A 21,055-nucleotide genomic window follows, 5' to 3' on the forward strand; every position below is an offset into this window, starting at 1 on the left:
GGATGCCGAAGGGACTATCTCGATCGGTGTGTACTTCCCTGACTGCCCTTCCGCAGGCCACGACATGATCGCGTTCGACTGCGGCGACTGTGGGCCAGACGGCGAACCTCGCGTCGTCCATGTCGAAACAAGCCGATCGTCTCGGGGTCCCGCCCGGCCTCGCTCGCACCCCTCACCTGCTGATTCATCTCAGCTTCGTCCCGATGGCTTCGGGGGCCGGATGGGTTATCCCAACCGGTTTCGTACCAAGGTCTCTACCATTCGGTGCCCGATGTGTGGGGGTAGCGAGGGCGCCAGGACGCGAATTGACCTGAGTCCTTGCCGCGAGCCCGGTCGGCCCTTCACGGCGCGGCGGTGAAGAACCACAGTGATGAGGTGAGCCAGAGCGCTGTCAGGGCGGCGAAGACGATCCCCCCGGCCGTGGGCAACGCCCAGCCGGTGAGCCCCTGCTTGGTCAGAAAGAGCATCTTGACGGTGAAGGCACCGTAGAAGAGGCAGCCCAGCAGGGAATGCAGCAGCACCCGGGGAGAGGAGCTCTGCAGGCCCAACGCGTAGAGGCAGTGAACCGCGACGGGTATGGACAGGAGAAACGCGATCCGCCCTGACCAGCGGTGTGCGGTGCCGGTCCACGGGGGCGCGGTCACGCGTGGAAGCTGGCCATACATGGCCGATGCCGTTGCCAGTTGGAACGCGCCGAGCAAGGCCGATGCCGAGGCGAGCCAGGCCTTGACGGCCAGTGGGCTGGAAACGCCGAGCATGGTCACGGCGACACCGGTGGGGCGGTGCAGGCTTGCGTACACGCCGAGCGTCACAGCGACGGCGCTGCCGATCGCCACCGGGATCAGGAGTTTCGCGGCGTCGGAAAGGCTCGGCGACGAGCGGGCGTGCGGTGGTGCGGTCATTCACTCTCTCCTGTCCGAAGACGGGGGTCAGGATTCGCCGCCTTCGATCGGTTCGGCGGTGACCAGCATGCCGTCGACGGTGGCTGTGCCGGTGGAGGGGTCGAGGCGGGGAGCCGGTGCGGGGACACCGTTATTGGTCACGATGCCCACCTGGCTGCCGTCGCGCAGGAGGATCCACCCACCGACGATCCGCGCGTTGCGGATCTTCGCGGTGGCGCGGTACAGCCCCGACGGCGGCTTCGCCTGAGCGATGTCGAATGTCAACCGCCGCCCGCTCACACTGACGCTTCCGACGGTCGCGTCGTCGTCGTAGGTCGCCTGCAGCCGTGAATCGTTTCGTCCGGTGAGGTCCAGCCGCCCGCCGGAGGCCGTGCCCCGCAGCCACTCCTCCAGCCGGGTGCCGTCGCACAGGTACGAGATGGCCCTGTCCCCGCGGACCGCGATCGAGATGGCAGCGTCGTTCCCGTTCACCCGTCCCGCATAGGCTGCGCGCTCCGGCCCCGGAGTGGCCGTCGTCGCCAGGGCCGTCGGTGAGTTCACCACCGGCGGCGGTGCGGCCGCCGTCTCCGCACGCCGTGCCGGATCGTTCCCGGTGGCGTTCATGCTGAGGCCGAGCAGGACAAGCGCGGTGGCCAGGCCGGCTGTCAGAGTGATCAATGGCCCGCGGCCTCTTTCGCGTGCCGGCGCATCCGCGCGTGGGGCCGGCTGACGGGCGCCCGCGGCGGATGGGCGGATTCTGGTCGGCTCGCCCGGGCTCGCCGGTGCCGTGGCGGCATGCGCAGGGCTTCCCGTCAGCGGCGCAGTGGCGGCGCGCAGCCGTGCGGCCAGGGTGCGGGCCGTCGGCCGATCTCGCGGATCTTCGGCCAGGCATTGCACGACGAGGGTACGAAGTTGATCGGGAAGCCCATCGGCGCCGTCGGCGCCTTCCGGGCGGGCGCCGGTGATCATTTCCGTTACGACCACTCCGAGCGAGAAGACGTCGGCGGCTGCTGTGGGGGATCCCCCGGCACGCAGCTCCGGCGCTACGTATCCCGGGGTGCCGCCTATGGTGCCGCGGTGCCCGGCCTCGAGCACGAGCGCTCCCACGCCAAAGTCGGTGATCTTGATCCTGGGTGGCCGGCTGTTTCGTTCGACGAGGACGTTCTCCGGTTTCAGATCCAGATGAACGACGCCCTGGGCGTGCGCGGCGGCCAGTGCGGTGGCGACCTGACTGGCGATGGCGCAGGCGTCGGCAGCAGGCAGCGTGCCGCCCTGTTCGGCCAGGTGACGCCGCAAATTGGGTCCGTCGACGAACTCGAGAAGCAGCGCGAGCCGACCGCGTTCGAAGACGACTTCACGCAACTCGACGATGAACTCGTGCTGCAGGCCACGCAGGACCGCCTCCTCCTGAAGGAAGCTGTTGCGCAGCGCGCGGTTGTCGGCGAGATCGGGACGAAGCAGCTTGGCGACGAGCGGCGGACCGCCGTCGATGCGGGTGGCGCGGCGGACGATCCCGATCGCCCCGCGGCCTATCTCCTCGTGGAGCACGTAGTCCCGGCCAAGAGTCTCCTCCTGCGCCACGGACGCCTCCCTCACGCTCGGCACCGAGCCTGTTGCTGACCACGGCTGCTGTCTCCGTACTGGAAGGTCAGGTTCAACCGCACGGGGATGCCGCCGTCAGCCACCACCACCAGCCGCCATGATGTTCTGCGAAATTTTGTTCAGCTGTTCCCGTAACTGCCCGAGTTCTTCTTGCGCCCGGTCCAAAGCCTTCTTCGTATCCGGCCATATCTGGCCGCGAAACTGCTCCGCGAGGGGCCCATCCCAGACGTTCGAGTCAGAAAGAGTCTGACCTTGACCGTCAAGCTTCGTGATCTGCTCGGCCAGTCCGCCGCTGATGATAGCCTGCATTTGACTGATGGCGGTTTTGGCCTGTTCAGTAGAAAGTACACGGGTTGCCATTTCCGTTCTCCCTCCCTATACGTATTCAGCGCAAATTCACCGTACTGGCCCCCCTGGTCCGTGTCAGTCGGACTTACGAATCGGTAAGCCGCGCGAGCACTCTGTGAGGGCTCCGGCCGGCTCGGGAGGGGTGATGGCCGAAATGGAAGCGATCGAGGACGATGTTCGCTTTGCCTGGGCTGCCGCAGAGCGTCTCGCGGCGGAGTTCCAGGCTACCGCGGCGATCCTCGAGGGACAGGTTTCGCAGCGCAACACGATCGCCGGAGAGGCGAAACGGGAATGGCGGGGCGTGTACGCGGAGCAATTCACCAGACGTCTGCGCACCTGCACGAGCGACACACAGCGCCTGGCCGAGGCGATGCGGGCAGCCGCAAATCAGGTGGATGAGCTGGCGGGGCTGGCTCGCGAGGAGCAGAACAATCGGAAACGGGCTCGTGAGTGGGCGGCGCGGGAGAAGAATGAAGGATTCCTCGAGAAGGTCGAGGAGCTGTTCACGGGCGAGGGCGACAAACCGCCCGCCCCTCCCCCGGGTAAGCAGCCCCACTTCACCGCGCCGGCGCCGGTCGCCGGAGGCCGGGAGTAGTCGACATGCCCATCAGCTCGGCTCGCCCCGATGACCTGAACGCCTTCGCCGCGAAGAGTCGCGCCTCCGATGAGGCCCTGCGCGGGCACCACACGAAGCTCATCGCGGTCTACCGCGAGTTCCTCGCAGGAACGAGCTGGGGACACTTCGATGCCGACTCGTTGCTGCGGGGGCTCGATCGTTACCTCGACCTCAACGAGGTCGACGCGCAATGGGTGGTGCAGATCGCGGCGGCGTTCCAGGCCGCCGGAGGCAGCGGGAACATGTCCCGGCTGCCGGATGCGGCGATCAAGGCGAGCCTGCGGGGCGCCGGACTGAGCGGCGGCCGGGCGTCGGTCACCTTCGACGATCCGGTGGCCTACGGCATGCCTCCGACCACTGGCTACACCAATGACCCGGTCAACACCGCCAGCGGCAACTTCATCCAGGTGGAGGACGACCTGTCGTTCACCGGCCTGGTGGAGGGAATGCGGTTCACCCGTACGTACAACAGCCGCTCGGACCGTGCGGGTCCGTTCGGTCCCGGCTGGTCGTCGTGGGCGACGGCGAGGTTGCGTCCCCGCCCCGACGGCATGGAGTACGAAGGACCGGACGGTCAGCGGGCCGTGTTTCCCCGGATGGGGGCGGGTTACGGCCGGGTGCTCGGGGTCAACGCACTGGTGGAGGCGCTGCCGTCCGGGTGGGTGCTGCAGTGGTTCGGCGGGGGACGATGGGAGTTCGACGCCGCCGGGCTGCCGGTGCGCGCCGACCGTGGGCCCGGCACGGCGATCTGGTTGCGGCACGACGACGACGGGCAGCTCGTCGAACTCACGCACGCGGCCGGCAAGCGCCTCAGTGTGGCCTGGGACGGTGCGCGTATCACCTCGCTGGCGTGCTCGGACGGCCGCCGCGTCTCCTACCGCTACGACCCGGCTGGACACCTGGTGGAGGTCGAAGGCGCGACGGGTACGAGGTGCTACGACGTCGACGACAACGGCCGCCTGGTCTCGGTGACCGACGCCGACGGCGTGGCCGAGGCGGTCAACACCTACGACGCCGTCGGCCGGGTGATCGAGCAACGGTCCCGGTTCGGTCGGCGCACGCTTTTCGCTTACCTGCCGGGTGGGGTCACCGTCACCAGTGACGACGTCGGAGGCCCCACAAACACCTACATCCATGACCGGGTCGGCCGGCTGCTCGCCGTCATCGACGGCCACGGCGAGCGGTTCACCATGAACTACGACGACTGGGGCAACCCCGTCGCGGTGACCGAACGCAACGGTGCGGTGACGGTGCAGGAGTGGGACGGCCGGGCCCGCCTGGTCCGGAGGGTGCTGCCCACCGGCGCCGAGTTCACCTTCTCCTACGACGACGCGGACCGGGTCGTGGAGGTCGCCGCATCCACCGACGCGGTCACGCGGTACCGCTACGAGGGCGAGGAGCGCACCCCGTCGGAAATCGTCGACGCAGAGGGCGGAGTCACGGAGCTGACCGTCGCCGGTGGCCTGATCAAGCGAATCAGCGACCCAGACAGCGTCGAGCTTCGATTCGCGTTCGACCGAGACGGCAATGTCGTCGCCGCCACCGACGCCGACGGGCAGACCGCCCGTTTCGACCGCGACCCCGCCGGACGGATAACCGCCACCATCACCCCCTCCGGCTGGCGCACCACCTTCGCCTATGAGGCACAAGGAAAACCGCTCGAACGACGCGACCCGATCGGCGCGGTCTGGCGTTACGGACACACCCCAGGCGGGCGGATGACGAGCGTGACAGACCCGACCGGCGCCCGGGAGGAGATCCACTACGGCGAGCACGGCAACTCGGCCGCCTTCGTCGACGCGCTCGGTCACGCCACCAGCAGCCGCTACGACACCTTCGGCAACCTGATCGGGATGGTCGCCCCGGACGGCGCGAAGTGGGAGTTGGGTTACGACGAGCTGTCCCGTCTGACCAGTCTTGCGGACCCGGCCGGTGCGATGTGGCTGCGCGAGTACGACGTCAACGGCAACCTGACCGACAGCATCGACCCGGTCGGCACGCGCCACACAACCACCTTGGACCTGGCCGGTCGGGTTGTTGCCGTCAGTGATGGGGCTTTCTCCAGCACCTTTGACCTTGATCCGCTGGGCCGCGTCCTTGCTCACCGCCGTGCGGACGGTAGCCAGACACGCACCAGCTATGACCGATGCAGCCGGCCGACCACGGTGGAAGACCCTACCGGAGCGATCACCCGCACCGAGTACACCCTCGCCGGACGAATCCGTCGCGTCGCGTCGCCGTCGGGCCGGGTGGTGGAGTACGAGTATGACCGATGCGGCCGTCTAGCCGCCCGGATCAACGGTGCGGGTCGGCGCTGGGAGCACCGGTATGACGCCGACGGCGGGCTCACCGAGCGGGTCTCACCCGGGGGAGATGTCGAACGTTTCAGCTATGACGCCGCAGGCCGGCTAGTGGAGTCGACGACCACGGGTCAAGGGACGACCCGCTACGGGTACGACGCCGCGGGCCGCGTGGTGTCGATCACCGATCGGGTCGCGGGCCTCCGCCGATTCAGCTATGACCCTGCGGGACGGCTCGTCGAAGCGATCGACGCGAACGGCGGTACCACCCGCTACTCCTACAACGAACGCGGTTGGCCGATCGAGATCGTCGACCCCATGGGCGGCACGGTCACCCGCCGCTACGACGAGGCCGGCCGGATCGTCGCCGAGACCGACGCCCTTGGCCGGACCGCTACCCTGACCTACGACGCCGCAGGGCGGCTGACCGAGCACGTCGACGGAGCCGGCAACCGGATGCGGTGCTCCTATGACACCGCCGGCCGGGTCAGCGCGTTCGGCCCGGTGGGCCGGCCGCCGGTCACGATCGAGCGCGACGCGCTCGGCCGGGCCGTCGTGATCGACGAGCCCGGGTCCTTCCGCCACCGACTGTGCTGGGACCCTGCTGGGCGGCTGGTCGAGCGGCACCGCGATGGGCTCGCCATGCGGTGGCGCTACAACGAGGATGGGGACCGCTCCGAGATTGGCTACCCGGACGGTACCGAGACCACGTACACCTACGACCCGGCCGGTCTCGTCACCGGCCTACACCACCCCGCGCTGGGCACCGTCGAGCTGGAGCGTGACCTGTCGGGGCGACTGGTGGGGGCCACGGGCGACGGCATGCGTGCCCGCTGGCGCTACGACAATGGCGAGCTCACGGGCTACGAAGTCGAGACCGGCGGCAAGCGGCGGGTGACGGAGCTGACGCGCGACGCGCTGGGGCGCGTCGCCTCCGGGGCCATAGATGGCGATGTTCAACTCTTTTCGTACGACGCTGCCGGCCTGATGACATCCGCCGCCATCCCCGCCGGCGCGTTCGCCTTCACCTACGACTCCAACGGTCGGCTCGTGCACGAGGCTTCTCCGGCCGGGACCGTTGAGTACCGACACGATGTCGCCGGGCAGCTGATCTCCCGGCGACAGGCGTCCGTCGTGACTACGTATGAGTACGACGGTTCAGGCCGACGGGTGTCGGAGACCGAAGCCAGCTCGGACAGCGACGACAGCGTGGGCTCTGACGACGCCGACGAATTCGCGCCTGAAGCCGTTGTCGACGCTCTCGGCGAACTGGCTGAGGTCAACGGGACACCGCTGCTGTGGGACACCGCGGATCCGCTCACGCCGTTGTGCTGGATGGGCGGGAAAGCAGTGATCGGCAACGGCTCACCCTGGGGGTTGGCCGGCGCCGAGGAGATTACTTGGCTGGCGCCCGACTGGCAGGGCACGATCGGCGAGGCGCGCGATCCCTGGGGCGCGGCCGCCCCGACTCCATCGGGCACTGTCGCCACCGCGGCGCCGCGATTGGGCTACCGGGGTGAGGTCGAATTCGGCGGGCTGATTTGGCTCCGCAACCGGGTCTACGACCCTGCGACCCGTTCGTTCCTGCAGCCGGACCCACGTCCGCCCGTGCCCGGTACCTCCTGGGCTGCCAACCCTTACCACTACGCCGGCAACAACCCCATCAACCTTGTCGACCCCCTCGGCCTGCGGCCCGTCAGCGACGCCGAACTCCGCAAGCACCGCGACCAGATGGGACACAACCTCTGGGAACGCGAGGCACCCAACTGGCTACAAGACAATTGGGACACCGTCGCCGTGGGCGTCTTTGGCTCCTCAGGCCTACTGCTCAGCGATAACGGCCGGAAGATTGCCGGGGAGTCGCTCGACGGATTCACGCAACGTGCCCACGACGTTGCGGACTTGTTCGCAGTGGTCACGCAGGATCGCCATCTCGGGGGTCGACCCGTATCTCAGGCAGAGCGGGATGACATAGCCGGGAGGGCTCCTGGGGCACTCTCCACCGTGAACAGGCTGGTGACGAGCTACTTGAAGGGCGTCTGGGTCGACGGCGCCTGGGGAACCGTCAAGAGCCTGTATGGCATGGTGAACTTCACGGACTGGGAGACGTTCAGTACGTCGTGGATCGGTTTGGGCAAACTCGCACTTGCGCTCAACCCGTTGACGACGGCTGTAAACGAGTTCACTGACCTTCCCGGGCTCAAGCGTGGCGAACTCGGCAGGACCCTGGTGGACACCGGCAAATCGCTGCTGGCGTGGGATACCTGGAAGGAAGACCCCGCTCGGGCATCCGGCCAAGTGGTGTTCGGCGTCGTCGAGGCGGTCCTGGGCACCAAGGGGGCCGGCGCGGCGGCCAAGGCGGCCAAGGGGGCCGGCGCGGCGGCCAAGGCGGCAAGCGCGGTGGTTAGGAAATTGGAGACCACAGGGCTTGGCGCGAAGTACATCGCGAAACTTACGCCAGCGCAGCAGGTCAATGTATTAAGGGCGCTGGACAGATGGAATGTGGATGCGTCCGGTAAAAACCAGGGTGTCACACACATCATTGATTACGCTAGCGGATCTGGTGGGCCTGGCAAGACCAACCGCCTCGCGAAGCTCGAAGAGTACACTGGACGCGGGCCCTTCGACGTGAATGATCCGAATGTAATAACAGAAGTCACGACCGCGCTGGATGGCCTTGTGGCCAACGTGCCGCCGGAGGGGGTTCGAGTGCTAGGTGAAAAGACGGCGTACTTCGTTGCAAAGGATGGATCATCTCCGCCTTGGTCGGCTGGACAGAAAGGCATTTCTGTCCTGAAGTACAAGGGTCGGATATCTACATTCCAAAATGGGGACTTCAAGAAATTCACCAAACTCTCATGACTCTTCATATTATGTACGATATGAGGGTAAGCAAGATTGAGCCGTGGGCGGAATTTAATGAGTACGAAGGGCAGTTGGAGGGTGAGGTTGCGAACACGTTACTTACGTGCCATGTGGTAATGAATAGCGGGGAGTTATGGCGGCAGATCAGCATCGGCGACGTGGTTCGCATTGATTTGTGGCTTGAACGGAGCGGATCTATCGGCAAGTCGTTGGCGAAAGATGCGGCGGAGTTGGTGCAGCTAGAAGGAGTCCAGTACCGCGCGACAGGTGAAGTTGTCGCCTCAGTAGGCGAGGAAGTGCTCCTAGCTACCGACCCGCAATTGCGGGTCGATCTGGACATTCCCAGCACGATGGCCTTTGCGCTTCCACGCTTGGGCGAATCGATCGAAGTATCGGGGACTCTGCGCGCGGAACTTGCGGAAGACTGGCGTCCCGGTCCCGGTCCCGTTCCTCGGGGCCGGGTGCAGCAGCATTCTCGTGTTCCCCAGCGTGAGCTTCGCTCTGGGTGATCTTTTCGGCCAGCGTCTGACAGGCCTGCTCTACTGGACTCGCCCAGCTGATCGCAGCAATGCTCCGGGTCGGCCGGGAGGTTCCGGGCGTGCCAAGGTCATCGCCGCGCGGTGTCATGCCCATGACTGGGACGACCAGAACGCCCGCGACGCTTTTGGCTGGTCAACGACATGATCATCGCCTCGGCAGGTGCCAGATTCTGGAAACACCGCTTACAAGACCGGTGAGGCCCGCGCCACCCTGGCCGAGGCCGGGCGAACGGCGATCATTAAACCTGCACCCTGCCCCTGCGCTCGGCCGCGCCCGGTGGATACACGATCGACGAGCTCACCGTTGATGAATTGGCCGGAACCGTGATCTGCCCGACCGGGTAACCCGCCGGTTGACGGCAAACGCACCGGCATCTTCGGTGCCGGCTACTACCGGCCGATGGTCGAACGCTCCATTGGCCGGCTGATCGGAGCAAAAGCCCGCTGTTGGAACTGCGATACCGCGGCACCACCGCGAACGCCTGGTGGCTACACGCACCTGCATCGCCGACCTCAACCCGCGCCGCCTGCTCAACCGCGGCGTCGCCTGGCAGCCCACCGGCTGGGCCCTCGCCTGAGGCTCACCCAGACCAGCGCCTCCCTGACCGCACAACCCGCCATAGATCGCTCCAACGATGGGAAGGCATCCTCGCAGTCCTCAAACGCGGTGACCTACGGCGGCCAGACGGCCACTTGAGAAACCTTCCCCGTCACCTCTGTCCTGCCTCCTGGAGGAAACCGGGATTGTTCAGTGGTCTTCTAGCCTAATCGGTGGTCGGTACCCGATAAGCGGCGCTGCGACCTGGATCATGTCGAGTTCACCGTTGTTCGCAGCGTAGCCGCGTCCGATGGTCATTCGGACTGGGGTGCGACGGGGAAGGGTTACGCCGAGTAGGTCGCCGTCCAGGTCGACGTTCGGCCGTAGCAGGAGTCCTGTTTTGGAGCGCCGGACGGTCGAGGTCCAGTGCCCGTACAGCGTCCTCAGCGAGTCGGAGCGTCCCGCGGCGATCACATGCAGGTCGGGGCGGCCAGAGGAGAACAGGCCCGCGATCGCGCTGTCCGCGTCGTCGAAGCTCTCGGCGTCATCGATCAACACTACTACGGGGCCGGTGACGGTTCGGATGGACGCGAACACTGCCGTAGCCTCACCGCCGGCCGTCGCGAAGCGGTCCAATGCAGGGCACTCCCGCAGTGGGCACCGGCGCCCGCCGGTAGCGACCAGATGCAGTTCGCCGCCCTGTTGCCCGGTGCGCAGCGATGCGGCGATGGTCCACAAGGCGAGACTCTTCCCGGACCGCGCCGGCCCGGTCACCAGAGCGTGATCACCCTCGTACAGTTCCAGGTGGGCGACCCCCAGGTCGGACTGGCGCATCCCGATCGGGATGCGCCACGGTTCACTGGTCAGGTCGCTGATCGCACCGAGCGACGCGAACGACACCTCGGCCGGCAGCATGCCGATCGGGCTCGCCAGGCGGGTCGCTTGCGGGTACCGCGCGGCGACGGCGGCGACCGCTGCCATCAGCGACGGTGTGGGCCGCCCGAACTGGATCTGCAGCCCGCTCGGCACCATGACGGCCCGCCCCGGTATCGGCTGCGGAACGTTCTTGCGGGTCAGGCCGGCGGACACGTAGTCGTAGGGGTCGGGCAGCCGGAACAACCACTTGTGGGTCGTGACCGACATCCAGGCGTTGGGGGCGGTGTTGAGCCGGTCCGCCGTCACCGCGAACGAGATGCCCATGTCCGTCCCGTCGGCGTACACGCGGGTCACCTCGTCGATCAGTTCCAGCCCTTCGGTGTCGTCGAACTCGGCGCGCATGGCGGAGAGATTGTCGATCAGGACGAGGGTCCGTCGGCGTGGTGCTCCGCCGCGCCGGCGGTCGAGCTCAGCGCGCAGGTGCCGGACCAGCCGTACCTGCCGCTCGCGGTCATCGGCGAGGATCACCGATCCGGTGTGGGGCAGTCCTTCCAACGCCTTGAGGTCGCCGGCTCCGAAGTCGAGCGCGTACACCTCCAGTTCCTCCGGGGAGAGCACGGTGGCGAGGCTGAGCGCCAGGTCGGCGAGGGCCGTCGTCGTACCGCTGCCGGGGATGCCGAAGATCAGCAGGTTGCCCTCCACAGGGTCCCAGCCCGCGGGGTATTGGGTCTGCCGGCGGGGATCGTCGGCGAGCGCTACGACGGCCCGTGCCGCACCCGGTGTTGGAACGGCAGCGGCTACCAGGTCGGCGACGTCGATGTGCGCCGGCAGCGGCTCCGGCCACGGACGCCGGGGCGGCGGGATGTTCTCGGCCCGGTTGGCCGCGATGGCGGCGTCCACGAGACGCGCCAGGTCCGACCTTTGCGGCTCCGGGTTGCCGGCCGGGTCCACCGCGCTGCCCGCCTCCTCGATCTTCGGGCGGAGTGCCGGCCCGAACACGAAGGGCGCGACGTCGACGGCTGTGTCGGCGTTCTCGTCGGTCACGCAGGTGACCAGGGCGGTCTGGATGGGCACGATCTCGCCGGGGCCGAGCCGGATGTAGGCCCGTCCGGGCAGGTGCCGGCTCAGTGCCGCCGCGTCGGGCCTGTCGATGACGTCGACGGAGTCGGCAGCGTCCTGCACGCGCAGGGCGATACGCAGGTTGGTGTTCGTCCGGATGTTGTCGTTGATCGCGCCTGCCGGTCGCTGCGTCGCCAGGATCATGTGTACGCCGAGCGTGCGACCTCGCTGGGCGACGCTGACGAGCGAGGAGAGGAACTCCGGGTTCTCCTTCGCCAGCGTCGCGAACTCGTCGATCACGACGACCAGCCGGGGGAGAGGCTCCGGGAGATGAAGCGCGAGGTACTCCTGCAGATTGTCCGCTCCGGCGGCGCGCAGCGTCCGCTCCCGATACTGGACCTCGGCTTCCAGGGACTGCAATGCCCGTTCGGCCAGTTGCTCGTCGAGGTCGGTGACCATGCCGACGGTGTGCGGCAGTCGCGCGCATTCGTCGAACGCGGCGCCGCCCTTGAAGTCCATGAGGATGAACGTCAGGTGCGTCGGATCGATGCGTACGGCCAGCGCGGCGACCAGACTGCGCAGCAGTTCGCTCTTGCCCGAGCCGGTGGTGCCACCGACGAGACCGTGCGGCCCGTCACGGACGAGATCGAGGTTGAAGACGCCGCGTTCGGTGACGCCCAGTGGCGCCACCGGTCCGGCGGTGGGCCCGGTGAGCCGCCATTGTTTGCGGATCGACTCGGCATCGATTCGTTCCATCTCCAGCAGCGGCAGCAACCGTACGCTGTCGGGTAGTCCGGCGCCGGGCTGGTGCAGTTCGGGGTCTTCGAACCGGGCGAGGTTGCGCGCGCAGGTGCGGGCGGTCGGCACCGCAAGACCGGCGAGGAGGACGTCGCCGATCTCGGCGCCCTCCTCGGGTCGGCGGACGATAGCGTCGCCGTCTGAATTCAGGACCTCGATGATGGTGTTGCAGGCGGCCGGCAGACGGTCCGCGGAGGAGGAGACCACGATCCCCGCGACCGGCACCGTGGCCGCGGCCGAGGCGTGGTGTCCTCGGTCGTCGGCGGCGCTCAGCAGATCCCGGGCGGGCGCGTTCTTGCCTTCGGTGAGAACGTCAGAGTCGAGGACGACCAGCACGGTTCCTGTCCCGGCGCCGCCGGCGAGCGCGCGGAGAAGCGTGTCGCTGGTGTCACGCTGGGCGGACAACCACCTGTCACCGCCGCTGGTGCCGCGGGTGTGCGGCAGCCATTTGCACCACTCCCAGTCCGGTTCCCGGCCCGGGTCGACGAAGACACCGATCGTCAGGTCGGCGGGCCCCTGATGGACGGCCGCCTGGCAGACCAGGCTTCGCGCGGTGGCCAGCGCGGCAGCGCGATCACCGACGACGCCGACGACACCGCCATGGGACAGATCGACACAGACCGGCGCGGCCCGCAGCCGGCTGGATTCCAGCGCCGTTGCCGTTTCCGGCGGAAGTTTGGCGGCGCTGTTCGTGACCGGTGGCTGCCATGGCAGGTCGGCCAGGCCGGCGAAAAGCCGCAGGAAGTCCTCGTGCTGCGTTCGTCGCTCCCACAGTCGCACGCTCGGCAGAGCGGCACGGCGGAGAATCTCACCAGGGTCGGGACACAGCTCCCTCAGCCGGGAACGCTCGGCCACCCCGGTCTCGCCGACGCGGCGCTCGAACTCGCCGACTTCGGTTTCGTAGCGACGGCGGTCCCGCTTGGCGCCCTGCTGGCTTCGCCGACGCGACTCCAGGTAGATGCCGACGACGAGGAACGGACTCAGTACGGCTACCAGGGCGAGCGCGAGTTTCCCGGCACTGACCCTCATCAGGAGCACGGCCAGGCACAGCGGGCCGACGAACGACACGACGCTGAAGTGGGGCTTCGCCGGCTCACCCGGTTCGGTCGGCACTTCGATCGGCCCGGGTATCGGCGCTCTGGCCGGTCGTGGAGGCCGGTTGAACGAGACCGTGCCCCCCAGGCCCGGCGGGCGCCTGAGGTCCAGGCCACGCGGCCGGTCGGTGGCGGCGACCGGGCGGATGGTGAAGCCCAGCGCACCGGCTTGGATCACGCACCCTGGGCTGACCTCGGCGGCTTCCACCGGTCGCAAGTAGGTCCCGTCGACGAGTGTTCCGTTGCCGGATCCCGGGTCGACGATCGTGCCGGTGCCCGACTCGGCGAGCTCGATCTCGCAGTGGTGCCGGGAGACGGTCGGATGGTCCAGCACGATCGTGCCGGCCCGGTCACGGCCCAGCGACGACCGTCCGGCCACCAGAGGGAACACTCGTCCGGCTTCCGTACCAGCGACGGCAACGAGTTCGAACCCCGCCTCGTTCGCCGCCGCCGGGCCGGACGGTTCGTCCGGTGGCGCTGTCAGGATGCCGCCCTCATGCAACCCGGACTCGACCACCAAGCAGGAGGAAGGCACCACCCGATCATCAACGGCGACCGACGGCGGCACGGGTGTTCCCCGCACCGCTCGGACAAGATCGCCGAGCGTCGCATCGGGATTGCGCAGCTCCACGTCGAGCTCGTGGTCACCGTCGTCGGCCCGGAAAACGATCTGCATGAGTCACCTCACCGGGCGACTCGCCTCGCATGTCACCCGTGTCACAAAGCCGCAGCGGTCCTTACCGGCGGTGTCGCCGCGTCCCGTCGGGGAAACCTGAGGACATCGTCTGTCCCATGGCTGCGTCGCTGCGTCGCTCGCTGCCGCAACGGCGCCGTAGCCTCTAGGGCCACCGTAGTGACAACGGCATGCTCTGCGCCGCGACTCCGCGATACCGGACGGCACGCCTGTGCCGTGCCAAGGATCAGGATGGCTCGAGAAGAACTGATTTGTATCCGTCGTAGTTGTACATCCACCAGGTAGCGGCCAACTGAGCGCCACGGCAGTCAGTGCCATGGGAACTGCGGCAGTTACGAGCGACGGCCCCACCGGTTTGGTTGTTCAAGAACCAGTGGACGCCTTCCTCCTCGACATCGTAGGCGCCGTACCGGTACCACATGTGCGACGGACGTCCGTCGTTCCAGCCGGCGTCCCGGGGATAGAGGCACACGTAACCGGCCGGGCAGCCCTGATACGCGGCAACCACTGGCGGTGAGGCGGTCGACGGCAGCGGCGTTCCGAGCCGTACGCCGGGAGTGGCGATCGGCGTCGGCGCAGGCGTCGACGGTACGAGCGGACTGGCCGGCGCCGAGGCGGCCGGCGGTCCCTCCTTGAGCGGCCGGTCGACTCGTGTCGCCAGTAATCTGGCCATCGCACCGGCAGCCAGCAGGAGCACGCCGCTTGCGGCGGCCGCCCATATCGTCATGCGCCGGTGCTTGGTGCGGAAACCGGACGCTTCCTCGGGTCTGCTGGTTTCCGGTGAACGACGGCGCAGCACGGTCTCCGCAGCCCAACGCGACGACGAAACGGGCGGCAGAGCCCGCAAATCCGCCAGAGCGGGCAGGGCTTCGCGAAGCAGGGGGCCGGCGGCACGGGCGGTCGGTCGGTCCCGCGGGTCGCCGGCCAGGAATCGGCGTACGAGGGCCCGTAGTGGATCCGGCACGTCGGCGACGCAGGGCGCCTCGGTGCCTTCAGGGCGGGTACCGGTGAGCATCTCGACGAGGCATACGCCGAGGGCGAACATGTCCGCCGCGGCGGTCACCGGGCCGCCGTCGCGGATGTCCGGCGCCAGGTATCCGGCGGTGCCGCCGATGGAGGTCGAAGTCCAGCCCGCGTCCACCAACCAGACGGCCACACCGAAGTCGCTGATCTTCACCGAGGGTGGCTGCGTGTGCGGATCAACGAGGATGTTCTCCGGCTTCAGATCCATGTGCACGATTCCCTGGGCGTGGGCCGCCGCCAGCCCGGCGGCCAGGTCCGCGGTGATGGCGCAAGCGTCCACCGGTGGCAGCGTGCCGCCTTGATCAGCCAGGTACCGGCGCAGGTCGGGTCCGTCGACGTACTCCATCAACAGCGCAAGCCGGCCGCGGTCGAGGATCAGATCGTGCACCGCGACGATCGCGTCGTGCCGCAGGGTGCGCAGCACGGCCTCCTCTTCCAGGAACCGGGTGCGGATCCGCCGGTCGGCGGCCAGCTCGGGGCAGAAGACCTTCGCTGCCAGTGGTGATCCGCCGTCGCGATGGGTCGCTCGCCGTACCACGCCGCTGGCGCCCTGCCCGATGATCTCGTGCAACACGTAGTCCTGGCCGAGGGCTTCTTCGCCGGCCATTGCCCGCCTCCCACGGCGCTCGGCTGGTCAGGAGTTGGCCCCGTGGCACGTCGCTGGCGCAGCAACACGAGTACGCCGCATCGCCAGTACCCTACGAATGGGCCGATACGGGCAACGTGTCTGACGCTACCGGCGATTGGCCGCGCAGATTGTCAGATCGCACACGACGATGGCGTCAAGCACGGTGGGGTGGATTTTCCTCGGGCGGGCCGTAGCCATCCGAGGCCCCTAATCGGGATGCCAGTGAGATGCTTCTAGCCCCGCACGGCGGTCCGCTGTGCGGGGCGTGCTGACCCGCCGTCCACCGGCCCGAAGCCCGCAGGCAGGCTGCCGGAGGCGGGCGGGCCGATCCACCCGGACGATCCGGTGCACCAGGCGCTCGTGCTGATGTTGGGGCATCAGTCGCAGCGCGAGATTCTGCGGTCGGGGTTGACGTGTTCGAGATCAACACTTCGGATACGCGCACGGTGATAGCGGTCACCGGGTTGGCGCTGCTCCCGCTCGTGGAGTCGCTGACCCTTTCTGAGGGCGTGGTGACCAAGGGTAGCGAATCGGAACTCAGCAAGACGACGGCTTAAATATTGTCAAAGTTCGATGTAGCGTGGGAGCGCTCCCGTATTGCGTCCGCCACTCTGCTCAAGGAGCCGACCATGTCGCAACGGCGTCGTTGCACGGCCACCATGCTGGCCGGCCTGCTCGTTCTGGCCCTGTCCGCGCTGCCGTTGACCTCGGTGTCGGTGGCCGCCACCGCCGCGGCTGGCATGTCCCACAGCCGTCCGGTGCCACTCACTGAGCTGACCGTGGTGTCCGAACAGGTGGCTTCCGGTCTGCGGCGTCCGATCGCGATCACCGGGCTGCCGGACGGCCGGATGCTGATCGCGGAGAAGAACGGCACTATCCGCGCCTACCACCCCGACACCGGCCTGGCGCTCGAGCCGGTACTCGATCTCTCCGCCCGCGTCGACACGTCGGACAACGAGCGCGGCCTGCTCGGTATCACGCCCGCGCCGAACTTCGCACGGACCGGGATCCTCTACGTGGCCTACACGAGCCTGCCGGCCGGCGCGCTGACCCTGGCGCGACTGCCCATCGGCGCCCCGCAACGGCTGCAGGTGCTGCTCACCCAGGAGCACGCCGAGTACGGCAACCACAACGGCGGACAGGTAGCGTTCGGCCGCGACGGCTACCTCTACTGGTCCACCGGCGACGGCGGCCACGCGAACGACCCGTTCAAGGCCGGTCAGGACCTCGGCACCCTGCTCGGCAAGATCGTGCGGATCGACGTCAACCGGACCTGCGGGGCGAAGCCCTACTGCGTACCCTCCACCAACCCGTTCGTCCGGACGCCGGGCGCGCGGCCGGAGATCTGGCTCTACGGGCTGCGTAATCCGTGGCGGTTCTCCGTCGACCCGGTCGACAACTCGCTGTGGGTCGGTGACGTCGGCCAGGGCCTGATCGAAGAGATCAACCACATCCGTCCCTGGCAGGGCGGGGCCAACCTCGGCTGGTCCTGCAAGGAGGGCACCCCGGTCTTCGACCCGGAGCAATGCCGGCCCGGCGTGCGGTACGTCGACCCGGTCTTCGAGTACGAACACTTCCTCACGGAGAGCTGCTCGGTGATCGGCGGCGTGGTGTACCGAGGGTCCCGGACCCCCGAGGCGTGGGGAACCTACGTCGCGAGCGACTACTGCGCGCCTCGTGTGTTCGCCGTGCGGCCCAAGCGCGACGGCGGCTACGAGACGGCCACGATCGGCAACTTCCCCACCCAGCCGACCGCGATCGGTACCGACGTGCACGGCGAGTTGTACGTGCTCAGCGACTTCCCGGGATGGCTGAGCCGGGTGCGGTTTGAGCGAGTCCGGCCAGTCTCTGGCGGCGGGGCGACGACTCGCTGAACCCGGGGGGCAAACCTCCGCGTTTCCTCCGGTATCCATAGCGAAACCCTCAGGAGTGAAGTCATCGCGCGTGGTGCATGACTTCTGAAGTCTTCTCCTCCGGACGCCCGTCGTGAAGGGTCCACAAGCCCCGGGTCGCAGCAATCACCCGTATCCACACCCGCGCGAAGCGCTGTTTGACGTCCGGAGCCGAAACGACGGGCTCAGCGCTCGGCGGCCCCCTCGTAGGACCGGCGGCGCCACCGACGGCCCGCACCTCGTGCGGCAGTCCTGGCGGCGGCCAACGCCGTACTTCACCTGCGGCTGACCGACCGCATCTGGCGGTGCCGGCAAACCAGGGCAGAGGCCAACGGCCTCAACTGAGTTCCGGCCGACGTACGAAGGATCGGCTTGCGGCCACCGGGTTCGCTGCCGCCGAGATCACTCTCGGGCCGCTGATCGACGGCGCGGCCGCCGCCGCGATCCTCACGGTGGAAGGCAGGGCCTGCGTGGTGGCCTCGGCTCATCGGCGGCTGACGGCCTCGGCACGCGCAACGGGCCGTATTCGGCGGCGAAGGCGGCCTTCACCGCCCTGCGGTGGTCCGATCGAGGGACCATCGGTATCGATCGACATAGGTGGTCGTTCCCAGGGTAGAAGCGTAGCGAGGGAGCACAGCCGGCCTAGCGTTGACATCTGAAGGAGCTGCCGTGGAGCTGACGCACACTCCGGTGCGGCGTGCCGAGATGGAGACGAAGGACCTGGCGGTGGCCGAGGAACTTCTCAGCCGCGACTATGTCGAGTACCGGCCACAACTGGTGCGCCACCGAGCGGACTTCGTCTTCCGGGCGCAGTCCGCAGCGGTCGGCGGGTGCGGTGTCGATCGCGTGCGGAACTGGGCAACCCTCGAGGGAACCGTCGATGCCCTCGGCGAGGTGGCGGCGCTGGTCGTCACCGCGGGCCGCTACGCCATCCGGGAGGACCACGACTACCGCCCCGTCGCGCCCGGCACCGCGGTACTGCTGCCGACCAGCACCTCGGTACCCATCCGATGGGACCGGGTCGACGTTCAGATGGTCCGTTTCCCGATCGCGGCGGTGACCCGGGCCGCGGGCCGGCTCGGCGTCGAGCCGGTGGACTTCCGCTTCGTGGCGACCGCGCCCTTGTCGGCCGCCCACAACCGGCACTGGGTGTCCACGGTGGGATACCTCGAACGGGCCTTCGACGGGCCGGAACCCGCCATCGCCTATCCGCTGCTGCGCGAGAGCATGCTGCAGTCCCTTGCCGCGGTGGCGATTGCTGTCTTTCCCAACACGACCATGAGCGTCGACTACGCCGCCGGTCCCGGCCGCATCACCCCGGCAGCGATACGGCGAGCGATCGCGTATCTGGACGCGTACGCCGCTGAACCGCTCACCCTCGAGCAGGTCGCGGCGGCGGCCGGCATCAGCGTGCGGGGCCTGCAAGCGGGTTTCGCCCGGCACCGGGGCGTCAGCCCGATGGCGTACTTGCGACGGGTCCGCATGGAGCGCGCCCACCGCGACCTCCAGGCCGGTGACCGGTCGCGCGGGGACACGGTCGCCGCGATCGCCCGGCGGTGGGGTTTCGCCGCCCCGGGCCGTTTCGCCGTGGAGTACCGCAGAGTCTTCGGCCGATCACCGGGCCGTACGCTGCGCGCCTGAAGGGGTACCGATGGCGACGAGCACGACCGCCCCGCGGACCACCACGTTCGAGTCGGCCGATCCGCACGCCATCGAGCTGTTCCTCGCCGGCGCTTACGGCACCCGCATGCGGATCCGCAGCGCCGACCAGCGCCGCTTCCTGCGTCACCGGCGTACGGATGCCGGGACGTTCGCGATCGATGTCGTCGAGCAACCCGCCGACCGCACCTTCGCGGTCGACCCGATGCACACCGTCGTGGTCACCCGGGTCACCACCGCCCGGATCGAACGGACCTGCCGTCTCGACGAGCGGCGGTACGACGTCGGAGATCTGTTCCTGGCGGCTCATCCGGACGCCTTCTACACCTGCCGCTGGTACCCGGGAGAGATCGCCAACTGTGTCATCGACCCGGCGCTGCTCGCCCGGGTCGCCGCCACCGCGCCGGGCCGGCGCGGCGGACCGATCAGCTTCACCAGCCTCGACCCCGTGTCGCCGGCGGCCTCGGCTCACTGGTGGGCGACCCGGTCCTACGTCGCGGACCTGCTGGGCGACCCCGAGGTCGCCACACCGCTGGTCCTTACCAGCGCCGCTCAGCTGCTCGCGGCCGCGACGCTGACCACCTTCCCGAACACGGCGCTCACCGAGCCGACGATCGAGGACCGCCGCGACGCCTCCACCCCCACGGTGCGCAGGGCGGTCGCCTACATCGACAGTCACGCCGGGAGCGACATCGGCGTCGCCGACGTCGCCGCGGCCGCCAACGTCAGCATCCGCGCGGTGCAACTGGCCTTCCGCCGCCACCTCGGCACCACACCGACGGCTTACCTGCGCCAGGTGCGCCTGGATCATGTTCGCCAGGCCCTCATTGACGCCGACCCCACCACCGCGACCGTGTCGGCGATCGCGGCGAGCTGGGGCTTCGCCAACCACAGCCGGTTCACCGCGACGTATCGCGCCACCTACGGCGTCCTGCCCAGCGCCGTCCTGCGCGGCGCGTGAGCTTCGTTCTCCGCACAGCAGTCACCGGATGTGCACAGAACGTACTAGGCGCCCCGTCGCCGACGTCCGATCCTTCAGGGGACACCGGCGCGAGTCCGAACGCCGTGCCCGGACGTGGAGGAGCCGTGATGATGTTGGGCGTTCACGAAGGTGAGGAGCCGGGCGCCACGCCGCTTCCGTCCGGGGTGGTCACGACGGAGGAGGGGGACCGGCTGACCATCACCATCAGCACCGACCTCGATTGCGGGACCGGGCCCGGCCTCTACGCCCGGCTCCGTGATCTCGTGGTCATCACGCGGGCCCGGCTGATCACGATGGACATCGCCGGCGTCGACTTCTGCGACTGCGCCGGCGCCCGTGTGCTCGCCGCCATCCACCGGCTCGCCTCGGACCAGGGGATAGACTGCCGGCTGCGGGGCCCTCGCCCCCATGTCGTCTGGCTGCTGCAGACGCTCGACGCCGGATACCTGACGGCGCCGGAGGCCGAGTAAGACCCGGGAGTCCTCCAGCACCCGACCGAGTTCGCTGATGGCCGTACCCGTTCTTCACATCGTGCGCAGCGCCTCGGTGGGGGAGAGGCGTGCGGCGCGTATGGCCGGGTAGAGCCCGGCGCAACCGCCGATCACCGCGGCCGGCACCAGGGCTGCGCGCACCCCCGCCGGCGGCACCAGCGTCTGCCGGC

14 protein-coding genes are annotated in these 21,055 nt (G+C 68.4%); 8 read left to right on the forward strand and 6 right to left on the reverse strand.

Annotated features, from left to right (window positions below):
• Nucleotides 1–341: 341 nt before the first annotated feature.
• The 3 genes from QLQ12_RS40015 to QLQ12_RS40025 form a co-directional block, all read right to left on the reverse strand.
• A complete protein-coding gene (locus QLQ12_RS40015; RefSeq protein ID WP_282766212.1) occupies nt 342–902 on the reverse strand; it encodes a DUF6529 family protein in 561 nt (186 codons plus the stop codon).
• A gap of 27 nt (nt 903–929) precedes the next feature.
• A complete protein-coding gene (locus tag QLQ12_RS40020) occupies nt 930–2,462 on the reverse strand; it encodes a protein kinase domain-containing protein (RefSeq protein ID WP_282766214.1) in 1,533 nt (510 codons plus the stop codon).
• Between the two features lie 96 nt (nt 2,463–2,558).
• Entirely contained in the window at nt 2,559–2,843 is a 285-nt protein-coding gene (locus QLQ12_RS40025) for a pyrophosphorylase (RefSeq protein ID WP_282766215.1), read from the reverse strand.
• Nucleotides 2,844–2,976: 133 nt separating this feature from the next.
• Here QLQ12_RS40025 and QLQ12_RS40030 point away from each other — a divergent pair, with 133 nt between their 5' ends.
• Genes QLQ12_RS40030 through QLQ12_RS40040 form a run of 3 tightly spaced genes read left to right on the forward strand, consistent with a single transcriptional unit; the run spans nt 2,977 to nt 9,121 of the window.
• A complete protein-coding gene (locus tag QLQ12_RS40030) occupies nt 2,977–3,426 on the forward strand; it encodes a hypothetical protein (RefSeq protein ID WP_282766217.1) in 450 nt (149 codons plus the stop codon).
• Between the two features lie 5 nt (nt 3,427–3,431).
• Nucleotides 3,432–8,609 carry a DUF6531 domain-containing protein gene (locus QLQ12_RS40035; RefSeq protein ID WP_282766218.1) on the forward strand — a complete coding sequence of 1,726 codons (5,178 nt, stop codon included), beginning with the start codon at nt 3,432–3,434 and terminating at the stop codon, nt 8,607–8,609.
• Nucleotides 8,610–8,629: 20 nt separating this feature from the next.
• Nucleotides 8,630–9,121: a hypothetical protein gene (locus QLQ12_RS40040; protein WP_282766219.1), complete on the forward strand. Its 492-nt coding sequence runs from the start codon at nt 8,630–8,632 to the stop codon at nt 9,119–9,121.
• Between the two features lie 778 nt (nt 9,122–9,899).
• Here the strand turns inward: QLQ12_RS40040 and QLQ12_RS40045 are convergent.
• Nucleotides 9,900–14,192 carry an FtsK/SpoIIIE domain-containing protein gene (locus tag QLQ12_RS40045; protein WP_282766220.1) on the reverse strand — a complete coding sequence of 1,431 codons (4,293 nt, stop codon included), beginning with the start codon at nt 14,190–14,192 and terminating at the stop codon, nt 9,900–9,902.
• A 244-nt stretch (nt 14,193–14,436) separates the two neighbouring features.
• A complete protein-coding gene (locus QLQ12_RS40050; protein WP_282766222.1) occupies nt 14,437–15,840 on the reverse strand; it encodes a serine/threonine-protein kinase in 1,404 nt (467 codons plus the stop codon).
• A gap of 434 nt (nt 15,841–16,274) precedes the next feature.
• Between QLQ12_RS40050 and QLQ12_RS40055 the strand changes: the two genes are divergently transcribed.
• The 5 genes from QLQ12_RS40055 (at nt 16,275) to QLQ12_RS40075 (ending at nt 20,864) form a co-directional block, all read left to right on the forward strand.
• Nucleotides 16,275–16,418 carry a hypothetical protein gene (locus tag QLQ12_RS40055; protein ID WP_282766225.1) on the forward strand — a complete coding sequence of 48 codons (144 nt, stop codon included), beginning with the start codon at nt 16,275–16,277 and terminating at the stop codon, nt 16,416–16,418.
• 72 nt (nt 16,419–16,490) lie between these two features.
• Entirely contained in the window at nt 16,491–17,735 is a 1,245-nt protein-coding gene (locus QLQ12_RS40060; RefSeq protein ID WP_282766227.1) for a PQQ-dependent sugar dehydrogenase, read from the forward strand.
• A 687-nt stretch (nt 17,736–18,422) separates the two neighbouring features.
• The gene (locus tag QLQ12_RS40065; protein ID WP_282766228.1) at nt 18,423–19,394 is read left to right on the forward strand and encodes a helix-turn-helix transcriptional regulator; all 972 of its coding nucleotides are present in this window, start codon (nt 18,423–18,425) and stop codon (nt 19,392–19,394) included.
• A gap of 10 nt (nt 19,395–19,404) precedes the next feature.
• Nucleotides 19,405–20,373, forward strand: a complete 969-nt coding sequence (locus QLQ12_RS40070; protein WP_282766229.1) for a helix-turn-helix domain-containing protein — start codon at nt 19,405–19,407, stop codon at nt 20,371–20,373.
• A gap of 128 nt (nt 20,374–20,501) precedes the next feature.
• A complete protein-coding gene (locus QLQ12_RS40075; RefSeq protein WP_282766230.1) occupies nt 20,502–20,864 on the forward strand; it encodes an STAS domain-containing protein in 363 nt (120 codons plus the stop codon).
• Between the two features lie 54 nt (nt 20,865–20,918).
• On the opposite strand, the gene QLQ12_RS40080 is transcribed toward QLQ12_RS40075, so the two are convergent.
• The gene (locus QLQ12_RS40080; RefSeq protein ID WP_282766273.1) at nt 20,919–21,026 is read right to left on the reverse strand and encodes an ABC transporter permease; all 108 of its coding nucleotides are present in this window, start codon (nt 21,024–21,026) and stop codon (nt 20,919–20,921) included.
• Nucleotides 21,027–21,055 lie beyond the last annotated feature (29 nt).

Source organism: Actinoplanes sandaracinus, from assembly GCF_030009775.1.
Classification (GTDB): Bacteria; Actinomycetota; Actinomycetes; order Mycobacteriales; family Micromonosporaceae; genus Actinoplanes; species Actinoplanes sandaracinus.